The 14,717-nt window shown below is 41.4% G+C and carries 11 protein-coding genes; 5 read left to right on the top strand and 6 right to left on the bottom strand.

Features of this window, described 5'->3' with window-relative positions:
* Window positions 1–2: 2 nt before the first annotated feature.
* The 6 genes from VCM39_RS22150 to VCM39_RS22125 form a co-directional block, all read right to left on the bottom strand.
* On the bottom strand, window positions 3–1,805 hold the full coding sequence (locus VCM39_RS22150) for a T9SS type A sorting domain-containing protein (protein ID WP_322932269.1): 1,803 nt from the start codon (window positions 1,803–1,805) through the stop codon (window positions 3–5).
* A gap of 68 nt (window positions 1,806–1,873) precedes the next feature.
* Entirely contained in the window at window positions 1,874–3,826 is a 1,953-nt protein-coding gene (locus tag VCM39_RS22145; RefSeq protein WP_322932268.1) for a putative Ig domain-containing protein, read from the bottom strand.
* A gap of 94 nt (window positions 3,827–3,920) precedes the next feature.
* Window positions 3,921–5,399, bottom strand: coding sequence for a RagB/SusD family nutrient uptake outer membrane protein (locus VCM39_RS22140; RefSeq protein WP_289292890.1), 1,479 nt, complete (start codon window positions 5,397–5,399; stop codon window positions 3,921–3,923).
* Between the two features lie 16 nt (window positions 5,400–5,415).
* Window positions 5,416–8,967, bottom strand: a complete 3,552-nt coding sequence (locus tag VCM39_RS22135; protein WP_255585222.1) for a TonB-dependent receptor — start codon at window positions 8,965–8,967, stop codon at window positions 5,416–5,418.
* Window positions 8,968–9,078: 111 nt separating this feature from the next.
* Window positions 9,079–10,083, bottom strand: a complete 1,005-nt coding sequence (locus VCM39_RS22130) for a FecR family protein (protein WP_322932267.1) — start codon at window positions 10,081–10,083, stop codon at window positions 9,079–9,081.
* 135 nt (window positions 10,084–10,218) lie between these two features.
* A complete protein-coding gene (locus VCM39_RS22125) occupies window positions 10,219–10,806 on the bottom strand; it encodes an RNA polymerase sigma-70 factor (RefSeq protein ID WP_221648393.1) in 588 nt (195 codons plus the stop codon).
* Window positions 10,807–11,073: 267 nt separating this feature from the next.
* Here VCM39_RS22125 and VCM39_RS22120 point away from each other — a divergent pair, with 267 nt between their 5' ends.
* From VCM39_RS22120 to truB, 5 genes are read left to right on the top strand one after another with little or no spacing between them, the layout of a single operon-like run.
* On the top strand, window positions 11,074–11,973 hold the full coding sequence (locus VCM39_RS22120) for a methyltransferase domain-containing protein (RefSeq protein ID WP_322932266.1): 900 nt from the start codon (window positions 11,074–11,076) through the stop codon (window positions 11,971–11,973).
* The gene (locus tag VCM39_RS22115; protein WP_002558528.1) at window positions 11,973–12,854 is read left to right on the top strand and encodes a cell division protein FtsX; all 882 of its coding nucleotides are present in this window, start codon (window positions 11,973–11,975) and stop codon (window positions 12,852–12,854) included. The genes VCM39_RS22120 and VCM39_RS22115 overlap by 1 nt, the downstream gene beginning before the upstream one ends.
* A 53-nt stretch (window positions 12,855–12,907) precedes the next feature.
* A complete protein-coding gene (locus tag VCM39_RS22110) occupies window positions 12,908–13,147 on the top strand; it encodes a DUF3098 domain-containing protein (protein WP_025866670.1) in 240 nt (79 codons plus the stop codon).
* A gap of 2 nt (window positions 13,148–13,149) precedes the next feature.
* On the top strand, window positions 13,150–14,004 hold the full coding sequence (locus VCM39_RS22105; RefSeq protein WP_221648395.1) for an undecaprenyl-diphosphate phosphatase: 855 nt from the start codon (window positions 13,150–13,152) through the stop codon (window positions 14,002–14,004).
* Window positions 14,004–14,717 carry a tRNA pseudouridine(55) synthase TruB gene (truB, locus tag VCM39_RS22100; protein ID WP_322932265.1) on the top strand — a complete coding sequence of 238 codons (714 nt, stop codon included), beginning with the start codon at window positions 14,004–14,006 and terminating at the stop codon, window positions 14,715–14,717. The genes VCM39_RS22105 and truB overlap by 1 nt, the downstream gene beginning before the upstream one ends.

The following is a 14,717-nucleotide window of genomic DNA, read 5'->3' as shown; positions in this document are numbered from 1 at the left end:
TCCTACTTTTTGATTATTTTCTTTGACAGGATACTCTGTTCTGAAATACATTTGATAATATAGACTCCCTGGGGGAAATGAGATATATGAATTGCTTCGGAAGTATCTTGAAGGACATGGTCAACCATTAACTGTCCTTGTGTAGATATAATCTGAAGTCGTATTTTTCCCGTTAAGCCTTTAATGAAAAACTTATCTTCCACAGGATTCGGATAGACTTGAAATGTGGTTTCTTCAGTTTCTGCCCAGCCTACTCCTCCATTGGATTCTACCTGTAATATACAAGCAGAGTCCGAGCTGTCTCCAAGTTCGTCGGTACCTCGTATTACCAAAGGAAAAGAACCGCTTTCAGAAGGAGTACCCGACAAATCCCCTTGAGATGAAAAATACATGCCGGAAGGTAAACCACCGGAAAGTAATTGATAGGTCACTTTTCGTGAACCACCCCGGTGATAGACGCAATTGCGGTAAGAAACTCCTTCCTGTGCCGGTATCACATGATTGGTGAATATCCGGATATGTGCGTAAGAAGCTAAAATGACATTATTGCCCGATCCGATTGCTTCTAACGGGAATGTGGTTGTTCCGGATAGAGTCAGGTTGGTAGTATTGTAAATAGTACCGTATTCGTTGGCTTCTTTGAAATTGGTCAGCGTAAATAAACGGTATTCTTTTGCATCCGGTATAAATAATAGATCGGTTATTTCCTCGTCTGTTTTATTACCGAAACGTTTCACATTCAATACTTGATTCTCTGAAGATAATTTTACGATAAAGGCATCTTTCGCACCTTTATCAGGGAGGTTATAGCGATTATCTCCGGATGGGTTGAAAATTACTTTCCCCATACAATAACCTCCTGCGTATATTTCATCGTTATCGTTGACGTATAAGGTATTGATTGCCGTATTTTTGCCTGTAGATGTTCCTCCGGCTGTATAGATGGATGAGTAGCTACCGTCCGGATTGAGCATAATACACAAAGCATGCTGTATCCCTGTGGATGTAGTGGTTTGTGTGGAAGAACCGATAGAGAGCTGCTGACTGGTTGTAGAACCGGACAAAATAAGTTTACCGTCACTCAGGCATGCTATGTCGGAAATCGTTTCATTCCCTGCTCCTATTATCGGGCATGTCCACTTCTTTTCGCCGGATATATTGAAACGGCTGACAAATATATCTGTGTTGTTTGCAGTCGTTCCCTGGTATGTTCCGGCAAGAATAATATCCGTGCCATCGGTCTCTATTTTTTTTCCGGAGGCGGATAAATAGCCCTCTTCAGCAGAGTACCACAGTTGTTTTCCGGATAGAGTATAAGCAGCCAGAAAGCACCTCTCTTCCGAACTTCCGCAGAGATATACTGTTTGGTTGAATAATATAAAATCCTGAATGATGAAGTCTGCACTTTTTTCAAACGAAACGGGTGAAGATACTACTCCTTTCGGGGATACCGAATATAATTTTTCGTTTCCGTCATTTCCGGTAAGAAGCCATAGTACTCCCGCCTCATCGGATATTGCGGATTTCACTTTTGATTCGTTTTCGATTCTGATTAAACATTCGCGGATACCTTGTACCGAATATCTGGCAGCAAAAATAGCCGGGAGTTCGGATACCAGTCCGGTTTCCGTATTGGAAATGAGCTCTCCGCTAAATTCTCCTGTTAACCAGATGTTATCACCGTCCGATACTATTTGCCGTCCGCATACTGCCGCTATACTTCCGAAATGATGAACCGTTTCGGGCTGTTGGGCATACGATACAGTACAAATAGAGAATATAATGATGATTAGAATTTTGTTCATGATATACATATCGTAGGGAAAGAATACCCGGAATTCGGGCGTACCGGGCATTCTTCCATTGATTAATATTAGTAGACGCTTGCTTTATGTACCGATTTCTTTCCCGAGATACTATCTTCCACAACTACGGTATAGATACCATTGTCTACAGTATAACGGTCATTGCCTTTTAAACGGTTTTGTATTATTAATCTGCCGGACAGGTCGAATATCATCACTCTGCAATTCGATGTACTTGTTGATACTTCGATGGCACCGTGGTCTCCCCATACCCTGATAGTTTCCTGTTGATAGTCTTTCAGTCCGGTACCGGTAGAAACAGTAAGTGTATATTCGGCAAATCCAATGTTTCCATCAGCGTCTTTCATGCTGATCACAATCGGATAAATTCCCGTAGTAGTACTTGTTCCACTTAGTTCGCCGGTTGCCGGATTCAGATTGAGCCCTTCGGGAAGAGTACCATAATAGAGTGTGAATTCGGCATCACCATTGGCATTTTCTGCATTAATAACCTGACTGAAAGCCGTACCGGGTTTAATGACAGGTAATACAGCCGGAGTTGCATAGATTTGCTGATAGCATAGTAAAGCTACGCTGTAGTTGCTGCCGATAGTTGGTATTGTAATCGGGTCGCCAAACAGGTTTACGGGAGAAGCCGTACCGCCGCTACGGGTAGATATCATATCGGCCACATATAATAATCCTTCATTTCCTACTACCATAGCCATCGCACCTTCCCGGGTAGCATCTCCTATGCGGTGTCCTATCAGTACTTCGCCTCTTGATGATAATTTCATCAGATACATATCCTGTCCTCCTTTAGCTTTAGAAGGGAACTGTCTTGCCTCGTCTTCTGTATCCGGATTAAAATAATAAGTTCCAAAAGAAGTACCGGCGTTCCATATCGAGCCATCTTTGTCTATGGCAACTGTTTTGACATCTGTCGGTTGGTTGATACTGCCTGCTATATAATTCCATTGATAGTTTCCGTTTGTATCGAAAGAGACAATCAGCATACTGTTCCAACTTCCGGAAGTGTCCAGGGTCTTCATGGTTACTTCGGGTGCATTGTCCACAACCAGATCTTCGCTTCGTATCACACCGCCGATGACTACCTGATTGCCGGCTACATCCATGGCATTGATATCGTCTAATTTACTACCTGTTAAACTGCGTGCCCAAATCAGATTTCCGTCAGCTGAATATTTAATCAGGAAATTGTCTGTGTTTTCTACAGAAGCCGCCGTCATAGACTGTGTTCCGAATTGAATGGTTCCGCTGAATGTTCCGGCTGCATATATTCCCCCTTCTTCGTCTACAGATATAAGATTTCCCGTTCCTGTTCCGCTTCCTGACATTGTTTTTGTCCAGATCAGATTAGCGTTACTATCGTATTTAGCGATAAAGAAAGCGAGTTCGGAATCACCGGATGAAATTTCTGAGTTACCTCCGTTTATATCCATATTTAAATTTCCAGTGAAAGCTCCGGTAATGACAAAACTTCCATCATTTTGATTTACTGCTATACTTTTAATAACAGGTTCTATACCGGAGGCGGTGCCTTTCAGCCAGACAGGATTTCCGGTCGCATCGTATTTAGCGATCAGGAAATCTTTATAGTCGGATTCTATTTTAAATGTTTCGGAGATTTGAGCGTCAGACTCAAAATTACCTACGACGTAAGAGTTGCCTGAGGCATCTGTGGCGACACTTTGTATGATTACCGAGCCCGATGTACTTTTAATGGATGAGGCAAATACGCATTGTTTATTGGGGGTAAACTTGGCTATGTATGCATCCATTACGGTGGAGGTTCCTTTTATTTCTTTATCACCGATTGTCATTTCTGCTCCGGTGAAACAACCTGTGAGGTATACATTGTTGTCGGCATCTATAGCCATACTTTTGGCTGAAGTTTCTACATCGGCAATCCCAAATTGGCTACTCCATAAATATTTCTGAGAAAAACCGGTTAAACAGTTCATTACCAGTGCTGTGAAAAGGAAAAGTCTTGTTTTCATAATTGTAATAATTTTAATTTATAGGTATAGCAAGGACCAACAGAGAGAGTTGACTCCCTGCGGAAAAGTTTTTAAATAAAATAGTATTCGGATTTTAGTATCCGTCGTTCTGATACATTCCGGATGGATTTATGGACACTTCCCGCCAAGGTATAGGAAGTAATAAATCGCGTTTGGAACACCCCTGTACCGATTTACTGCTCAGGAACTCTACCAGGTCGCCGGGCTTATAAAACCGGAGAAGATCAAACCAACGGTGGTTTTCAAAAGCCAATTCGATGCGGCGTTCGTGCAGAATGACCTCTTTGAGAGTAGGATAGGCTGCTTTGTACGTTTCAGAAGCCTGATCGTAAGGTTTTAATTTGGCACGGGTACGAATCATATCAATATAAGTAATGGCTTCGGGTTCTAAGTTGAGCGCCTCATTTACTTCGGCAAGCATCAGAATAACATCGGCATAGCGCAACACTATCCAGCAAGAACCGCCGCGCCCTTGAGAATCTCCCAAATCTACATATTTGTTGACATAGGGAGTTGTTCCATAGGTCTTGTACGAAACCACTTTGCGCATATCGCCGGTTTCGTATTCTTTAGTCAGGTCATTTTCCGGAATATTGTCTCCCAAACCTTGTGATTGTGAAATGATTCCTGTGGCATTGAGTGGCTGAAAATTTTTCGCAAAGTAAGAGCCTTCGTCGGTTCCCTGTAAGTACATTACCTGAAATATGATTTCATTGCAGGCAATATTGGCGACACCGAATACTTTGCCATAGGCGATATCTTCCAGTTTTCCGAACGGGCGAACGTTGTAAGCGGCTTCGAGGGCTTCTTTAGCCAATTGAAGATAGTCTTGAGTGGCCCCATCATTTAACCGTTTGGCCATTGTAAGGTATACTTTTCCTAATAAAGCATATCCGGCTGTTTTTGAAGCACGTCCGAAATTGGGATTGTTTCCGTCAAATCCCCAATTGTCCGGCAGTTGGCTTTGAGTTACGAATTCCAGGTCTTTTACAATAAAGTCATAAACTTCTGCTATCGGGCGACGACCGTATTTGAGGACTTCCGCTTCACTGTTTAATTGTTTGTCTACAATAGGAACATCACCAAACAGTTGTGACAGGTTATAGTAGGATAGAGCACGCAAAAAACGGGCTTCTGCTTTGTATTGGCTCTTCTTCTCATCACTCATCGGTACGGCATCGATGTAGTCGAGCACTACGTTACTGCGATAGATACAAGTGAACATTCCGTACCAGGCCCGTTGTACCTCTGCATTGCTCGATGTCAGATTGTATACGTCAAAATCATTGTATATACCCGAATTGGCTGTTTTGGATGCTAATGTGGTATTGTCGGATCTGATTTCAGTCCAATAATACATGTTATTGTAATAATTTGTTTTTAATCCGTCATAGGCGGCGTTTAACGCCTGATACATATCATCCTCAGTTTTATAGAAGTCTTTCTTATTGAGTTTATCAGGGTCGGAACGTTCTAAGAAGTCACAGGCGGTAAATCCCGTAATCAAACAACTAAAGAGAATTATGTTCTTTATTAATTTTATCTTTTTCATAATGCGATCCTGTTTTTTAGAATGATAGTTTACAACCAAAATTATAGGCTCGTGCCAGTGGATAAGTTCCCCAGTCGAAACCCGGCATCAGATTGCCCGACTTGTAATTTACATCCGGGTTATAGCCTATGTAATCGGTTATCGTAAATGCATTGTCAACGGAGGCAAAAAGTGAGATACCTCTTAATTTTATTTTTTCTACCCATTTTTGAGGCAGATTATAGTTTAAAGTGATGTTAGTACAACGAAAGTATGATGCATCGTTCACCATATAGGATGACACCCCATAGGTGTTTTTGTTAGTGGTGGCAATATTGGCACGATACATAGCCGGATTGGGATTAGTGACGGCATTGTAACGGTCGGCTGCCAATGCAAATTGATTGCAGGTACCTTCCATATTCAGCAGGTAGTAATTCTGGAAACTGATAACCTGTGCTCCCTGTACTCCCGAAAAGGAAGCGCTTAAGCTTAATCCTTTGTAGCTGATATTGGTGCTGAACCCATAAGTAAAATCCGGATAATTATCTCCTAATATCTCCCGGTCATCATCTGTGATTTTACCATCATTATTGACATCTTTCCATTTGGCATCACCCGGTTGTACATTTTCGTAGTTCCATACGGCCGGGCCGGTGAGCTGATAACCTTCTTCACCTATGTGTTGTTTATCTACCAGTATCCGTTGATACTCTTCTTCTGAAATTACTCCGAGACTGTTCAGCCCGTAAAAAGAACCGATGGGTTTTCCAACCATTGTTATGTGGCTGATAGCACTTCTTTCTCCAATGCTGACAATGGATTGAGAATCGGGTAACGAAAGTACTTTATTTCGGTTCAAGGAAAGATTGGCTCCTATATTCCAGTTTACAACCCCGGTGAGGATGCGTCCGTCAACTTGAATATCGAAGCCGGTGTTGCGTATTTTGGCATTGGACAGGTTTGATTTATATTGAGTTGCTCCGGCAATGGCCGATACCGGTTTATTGAACAATAAGTCATTCGAGGTACTGTTGTAATAGTTGGCGGACAGGGTGATGCGGTTTCTAAGGAAACTCAAGTCCATTCCTACATTATACTGATCTGTTTTTTCCCACCCCAGTAAGTTGTCGACGAAAGCGCTTGGATAACGTGTGGGAACTATTTGGCCGCCTAATACGTAACCGCCTAAATCACTCATATACCCTACATGCTCGTAATTTCCGATGTTATTGTTTCCGCTGATACCCCAGCTTACTCTTAATTTTGCTCCGAAATTTTCTCCGATGTGATTCGTCCAGAAATCCTCATTGGATATATTCCAACCTAAAGCAACGGATGGGAACATTCCCCATCGATTGTCTTTTCCAAAGCGGGATGAACCGTCACCACGCAGAGAGCCGGTAAATGTATAACGGTCCTTCCATGAGTACACTACACGCCCGAAAACAGACATCATGGCCCAATCGAATTTATCAGTATCTCCCCAACTGTCTCCGGGAGCAGTTCCATGGGCACTTAATTCCCGAATCGTATCATCTACAAAGTTGCGGGCACCGATGGAAGAGTTATCATATACTTTTTCCTGCATAGAGTAACCTCCTAAAATGTTTATCCCATGATCTCCGAAGGTACGGTTGTAATTAAGGGTTGCTTCCAATATCCAGTCAAGATTGGTTTGTGTACTGTAAGAAGCCCTTGAAAGCCGCTGATCACCCACATATCCGCTACCGGCCGTTGTGCCGTCGGTATTCATAATGGTACCTCCTACTGTTGAGGGGCGATAATAACTTTCTGTCTGGGATATATATTGCATTCCGGAATAGATCTTTGCTTTTAGGCCTTTTACGATTTCCAAGTCCAGGTATCCCGAGACGGATGACATATATCTTTTCTGGAAATCTTCAATCTCATGTGCCAGGGCAACCGGATTTTCAGCCGGTGCTATGGAATATTTTTTTGCATATTGCATCTGCTGATCGACAGCGTATGAACCATCTGTGTTATATACCGGGAATTGCGGGAACATCACGAGGGCACTCATAATGATACCGTCATTGTAATGACGTCCTTCTGCCTGTACGATTCGGTTTTTGGTATAGGAGGCTGCGGTGTTGACTCCTATACTCAAACGGTCGGTCAGTTTACCGTCAATGTTGAAGCGCGTCGTAAACCGGTGATGATAAGATGGTGCGATAATACCGTCTTGTTCCAGATATCCGGCACTGGCCATATACTTTACCCGGTCATTGCCACCGGTAATATTCAGATTGTGCTTCATAATAGGAGCTGTGGAGAATATGGCATCCTGCCAGTCTGTATTATAAGCCGGTTCAATGGGTTGTCCTGTCTCAAAGTTGAAAAAGATATCCGGTATCTGGAAAATCTTTCCACTGGTTGCTCCGGCAACAGACATACGGTACTCGTTATTATGTAGCGGACTGTATTCCTTCCCGTTTTTGGTACACCAGTCACGATAAGCATTGTTAGCACTTTCTATTGAAAAATCGCGCATGCCGTAAGCGTCCAGCATTTTTATTTTGTGATCTACCTGTTGAAAACCGTATTGAAAATCATATTCTACTTTTGCCCGTCCGCTGTTTGTACCTCTTTTGGTTGTTATTAAAACAACGCCTCCGGCTGCACGTGAACCATAGATAGCTGCTGATGCTGCATCTTTCAGAACTTCGATGGAAGCCACATCGTTCGGGTTGATATATACATCTTTTGATGTGGGGAATCCGTCAACTACATACAGTGGTTCTGAACCGGCATTGATAGAACCTACTCCACGAACACGCAGTGATAAACCTTCACCCGGGCTTCCGGATGTCTGTTTAATTTCAACACCGGCAGCATGCCCTACCAATGCTTGCTCGAGTGTTGGTGTAGTGACACTTAATTCATCCATTTTAATACTGGAGATAGCTCCTGTCACATCTGTTTTGCGGACTGCGCCGTATCCGATTACTACTACTTCTGAAAGAACTTTGGTATCTTCCGACATGACTACCCGTATCGGTTCTTTCCCTTTTACTATTAACTCTTTCGAAGTGTACCCCAGATATGACAATACGAGAATATCCCCTTTTTCCGCTGTAATGGTGAATTCTCCGTCCATGTTGGAGCTTGTTCCTTTGGTGGAACCCTTGATCAGGACGTTGACGCCTATCAAAGGGAGATTATTTTCGTCATAAACGGTTCCGGATAACGAGAAGTTTGCTTTCTCTTTTTTTTCTTTTTGGGGAGGTTCTTTCAGAAAAATGTAGATACTTCCGTTCCGTATTTCAAAATTTACATTTGTTTTTTGAGTTAACTCGGAAAGTACTTCTTTTACATCTTTTGCAGATGCCTGTACCGAAACCTTCACTGACAAATCCGTAAAACTGCCGCTGTATGCCAGGCGGAGTTTAGATTGTTTGGCAACATCATTTAGTACGGTTTTTAAGGGTACGTCTTTGTACCGTACCGAAACCTTTTGAGCGCAAAGTATTCCAGTGTTGAAGAGGAATAGTATCGCTACTGTGACTTTTAGAACGAATGAATGTGATTCTTTTTTAAGAATATTAAAAAATCGAATCTTTATCATTCGTTTTCTGATAAAAACTGGCAAAATTTTCATACTTTTGTTTTGAATTTTACATATGAATAAAATTGGTAGTCAATGGAAGGGCCCTATTCCTTTATTGGCTACCTTTTTTTATTTTCTCTTGTATATTAATATCTTGTCGTTGATCTTTTCATATCTAATCGGAGAAATGCGTGTTAAATCTTCCAGAATTGAATCCAGAGGCATGTTATTAAATGATATTGTGTATATTGAATTCTCCAGAGACTGATCCATCAGCACAATTTCTTTGTTGAATTTGCGGGATAATTCTTTGGATATATCATCAAGGCGAGTGTCTGTGAAGTATAGGCTGTTTGTCTTCCAGCCTGAATAGTCCGACACATTTTCAAGAGAATGCTTATGCATTGTCCCGTTTTTCTTTTCATAGATAATTTGTTCTCCCGGAAACAGTTCCAGGCTTTTTCCCCGGATATCGCTTACCCGGACATGACCCTGATTTAGAGTGGTAGTAATATCCGATTCATCGGTGTATGCTTTTACATTGAATTTTGTTCCCAGTACTTTTATGTCAATTCCTGAGGTGTGTACTGTAAATGGGCGGATTTTATTTTTGGCTACTTCAAAGTAGGCTTCTCCTTCCAGTTCCACTTCCCGGCTAAATAATTTGAAACCGGGGGTATACTTTAGGCGGGAGTCGGCATTCAGGATAATTTTAGTTCCGTCCTGAAAGATAATTGTCTGCATATCTCCTTTAGGAACGTATATTTCGGCAAATCGGGGTGATTGTGTTTGATTGTAATATACGTATCCTCCGGCGGCTAATAATAAAATAGCAGGGATCCATATTGCGACATGGCGTAACCATCTTCCGATGGTTGTTGGAAGATGTTTTTTGTTTTTTTCTACCGGGTCTGGTATACAAAGTGGCTGTATTTTTATGGTTTCTGAGCTTTGCAGTTCCTCGCCCATCAGAATACGGGTAACATCTTCATCAATTACTTCAGATAAATAAAGTTGTCCTTCTTCAGTACCGAACCAGCGACGTATTTCAGCCCGTCGCTCCGGTGACAAAGCATCACATAAATAAAGCCGGATATCTTCGTCCGTGATTGGGTAGTGGTTTTCTGTTGTCATTTTATTAGTTTTAGGTTGTAATGAGAAAATACTCTTTACTTTCGCCTTGTATATAGAGTAAAATCGTAGTGAAGAAAAGTATTACCCGATTTTTGATATTTAACGTTTATAAACAAATCAGGGTGTGGTTATAGTTTAGGAAAAGGAGGCACTAAGCAATACCATGCAAATACAGATGAAATCTTTTTCGTTCAGGCTTTCACGCAATGACAATATAGCTTTATAATAAGATACTTTTACGGTGTTGACGGTAATATTAAGTTGTTCGGCTATTTCGGCATTGGATAAGCCTTCGAAGATTTTCATTTGGCAAATACGGCGTTTTTGAGGTGGTAACTGGGCTAAGGCTTTTTGTATAGCTTCGTCACGCTGTTTTCTGTACAGGGTTTGTGTAATATTCTCTTCTTCAAAAAGCGGCATTCCCAGTATGATTTCCTCTTTTTTTTCAAGAGTCAGCTGATGAAACTTATATGTATTTAACAGGTGATTTTTAAGGATACCGTATAGGTAAGGTTCCACTCCTTGCTCTACATCGATCTGCGTGCGGGTTTCCCACAGTCTCATAAATGAGTATTGCACCGCATCTTCTGCCATTTCTTTTGATTTCAGATAGCGTAATGCCAGCAGGAAAAATTGCCGGTGACACTTTACGTATATTTTGGAGAAGGCCGAATGACTACCGTTGATAAGTAATAAAACTATTTCTTTGTTTATCTTTTCCATGTCTAAACTTATTAAGGTATTCTGGTTGAATATGGCTACGAAGTTAAATAAAAAATCTAATATTCGTCATGCTGATACTGATTTTACCTGTGTGTAGTGTATCAGAGGAATAAACTTTTTATAAGCATATTGCATTTGGATTGCATTATCTGTTAAAAGACCTCAAAGAAACTACCTTACATCACTTTTTATTTGTTTCTTTGCACCAAATTCGGGTGAAGTGCGGTCTTGTGACTCAATGCCGCACTTAATTTATGGCAATAATCAATGAATAAACTCTCTATAAATGCTTGTCCGCTATGCGGTGGCACGCACTTGAAGCGTGTCATGACTTGTACGGATTTCTATGCATCGGGTGAACAGTTTGATGTGCTTTCCTGTGAGGACTGCGGATTTACTTTCACACAGGGTGTGCCTGTAGAAGCAGAAATAGGACGCTATTATGAAACTCCCGATTATATTTCCCATTCTGATACAAAAAAAGGAGTGATGAATGCTATTTACCATCAGGTACGTAAGTACATGTTGGGTAAGAAGGCACGTCTTGTGGCCAAAGAGTCTCATCGCAAATCGGGGCGTTTGCTTGATATCGGTACAGGAACAGGCTATTTTGCTTCGACAATGGAGCAACGTGGCTGGAAAGTGGAAGCTATCGAAAAAAATGCTCAGGCACGTATGTTTGCCAAAGAGCATTTCGGACTGGATGTGAAGGCGGAAGAAGAATTGCAGGAGTTCGAAGCGGGTTCATTTGACGTGATTACTTTGTGGCATGTGATGGAACATCTGGAGCATCTTGATGAAACCTGGGAACGTCTCCGGGAGCTTTTATCAGACAGAGGTGTTCTTATTGTGGCTGTACCCAACTGCTCTTCGTATGATGCCGGTAAGTATGGCAAATATTGGGCGGCGTATGATGTACCCCGCCACTTATGGCATTTCACTCCGGTTACAATACAGCAATTTGCTTCCAAACATGGGTTTATTATGGCAGCACGCCATCCGATGCCGTTTGATGCATTTTATGTATCAATGTTGAGTGAAAAGCACCGGGGTAGTTCTTTCCCTTTTATGAAGGGTATGTGGGTAGGAGCAATGGCATGGCTTGGTACCTTAACGAAGAAAGAGAGAAGTAGTTCTATGATTTACGTATTTAGAAAAAAACGCTGATGAAGAATAAAAACAAAAATAATTCGGTGTCTTATTTCGACATGCAATTCATAACGTCCAGTATCAGTACTACGTTGGTATTGTTGTTGTTAGGACTCGTTGTGTTTTTTGTTCTGGGGGCGCATAATCTTTCTATTTATGTCCGCGAAAATATTAATTTTTCAGTTCTCATCAGTGATGATATGAAAGAGACTGATATTCTGAAGTTGCAGAAGAAGCTGGATAAAGAACCTTTTGTGAAGCAGACAGAATACATATCAAAGAAACAAGCTTTGAAAGAGCAGAGTGAAGCCATGGGTACTGATCCGGAAGAGTTCCTGGGTTATAACCCTTTTACTGCTTCTATTGAAATCAAACTACACTCTGATTATGCTAATTCCGATAGTATTGCCAAGATAGAGAAAATGATAAAGAAGAACACCAATATACAAGACGTACTCTATCAGCGCGAATTAATTGATTTGGTGAACGATAATATACGGAATATCAGTCTTGTACTGCTTGCTCTGGCAGTGGTACTGGCTCTTATTTCTTTCGCATTGATAAATAATACCATACGTTTGGCTATCTATTCCAAGCGCTTCCTCATTCATACCATGAAGTTAGTGGGAGCCAGTTGGGGCTTTATCCGCCGTCCGTTTTTACGACGGAATATATGGAGTGGTGTGTTGGCAGGTATCATGGCCGATGCTATCCTGATGGGAACTGCCTATTGGTTGGTATCTTATGAACCGGAACTGATTCGTGTGATAACTCCTGAAGTGATGTTGCTGGTTTCTGGTTCGGTATTGATATTTGGTGTCGTAATTACGTTCTTGTGTGCCTATTTGTCCATCAATAAATACTTGAGGATGAAAGCCAGTACGCTGTATTACATATAACACAACGTGTAATTTCAATCGTAAATTGTAAATCGTAAATAGTAAATAACATTATGGCTGACAAACAAAAATTTGCCTTTGACAAGACCAATTTCATTTTACTTGCTATCGGAATGGCGGTAGTAATTATTGGTTTTATCCTTATGACGGGGCCTTCTTCTACAGAGACCGTTTTTGAACCGGATATTTTCAGTGTACGAAGAATAAAAGTGGCACCGGTAGTTTGCTTCCTGGGCTTTATTTTTATGATATACGCAGTGTTGCGCAAACCTAAAACCAAAATAGAAGAATAAGTATGGGAGATTTAACGACGATACAAACTATTATTATTGCTATTGTAGAAGGATTGACTGAGTTTTTGCCTGTTTCCTCCACTGGACACATGATTATAACACAGGCTTTGTTAGGGGTGGAAAGTACCGAATTTGTAAAAGCGTTTACGGTAATTATTCAGTTTGGTGCTATTCTTTCGGTAGTTTGCCTTTACTGGAAACGTTTTTTCCGTTTAAATCATACTCCATTGCCTGAGGGTACTTCAGCCCTTAAACGCTTTCTGCATAAGTTTGATTTTTACTGGAAGCTTTTGGTGGCATTTATTCCTGCGGCAGTTCTTGGCCTATTGTTTAGTGACGAAATAGATGCATTGTTGGAAAGCGTGGTAGTGGTAGCCGTAATGCTTGTGATAGGTGGTATATTTATGCTGTTTTGTGACAAGATATTTTCTAAAAGTGATAAAGACTTTAAGATGACGGAAAAGAAAGCATTTAATATCGGATTGTTCCAGTGCATTGCTATGATACCGGGTGTCTCCCGTTCAATGGCTACTATTGTGGGTGGAATGGCCCAGAAGATGACACGAAAGGATGCTGCCGAATTTTCTTTCTTTCTGGCTGTTCCTACTATGTTTGCAGCTACCGGATATAAGGTGTTGAAACTCTTTTTGGATGGCGGAACAGAAGTCTTAATGAACAATATGTCTGCCTTGATCATTGGTAATATCGTTGCTTTTATAGTGGCGCTGCTGGCCATTAAGTTCTTTATTAGTTTTGTTACAAAGTATGGATTCAAAGCTTTCGGTTGGTATCGTATTATCGTAGGAGGAACAATTCTGGTGCTGTTGATGTGTGGATATAATTTAGAGATTGCTTAATGAATTTTAAAGAAGGAGAAGTACTTTTTTTCAATAAACCTCTGGGGTGGACATCGTTTAAAGTGGTAGGCCACATACGTTATCACATCTGCCGGAGGATGAAAGTAAAGAAATTAAAGGTAGGACATGCCGGTACGTTAGATCCTCTGGCTACGGGAGTCATGATTCTATGTACAGGTAAGGCGACTAAGAGAATAGAAGAGTTTCAGTATCATACAAAAGAGTATATTGCTACCATACAGTTGGGGGCTACTACTCCGTCTTATGACCTGGAGCATGAGATAGATGCAACTTATCCCACGGAGCATATAACCCGTGAGAAGATCGAAGAAGCATTGAAGCAGTTTTTGGGAGAGATTCAGCAGATTCCTCCGGCTTTCTCGGCCTGTAAAGTAGATGGTGCCCGTGCTTACGATCTGGCACGTAAAGGGCAAGAGGTAGAGTTGAAGCCTAAATTGCTGGCCATTGACGAGATAGAGTTACTGGCATGTGATTTGGAGAAGATGGAGATAAAGATCCGGGTGGTTTGTAGTAAGGGAACGTATATTCGTGCATTGGCCCGTGATATTGGTGAAGCGCTTCACAGCGGTGCCCATCTCACAGGATTGATTCGTACCCGTGTAGGTGAGGTTAAATTGGAGGATTGCCTTGATCCCGAACGCTTTGCAGACTGGATAGACCAGCAAGAGATTGAAATAACAGAAGATAATTAA

This window comes from Bacteroides mucinivorans, from assembly GCF_034654355.2.
In the GTDB taxonomy this organism is placed as follows: Bacteria; Bacteroidota; Bacteroidia; order Bacteroidales; family Bacteroidaceae; genus Bacteroides; species Bacteroides nordii.
This window is presented reverse-complemented; position numbering and strand designations above follow the sequence as displayed.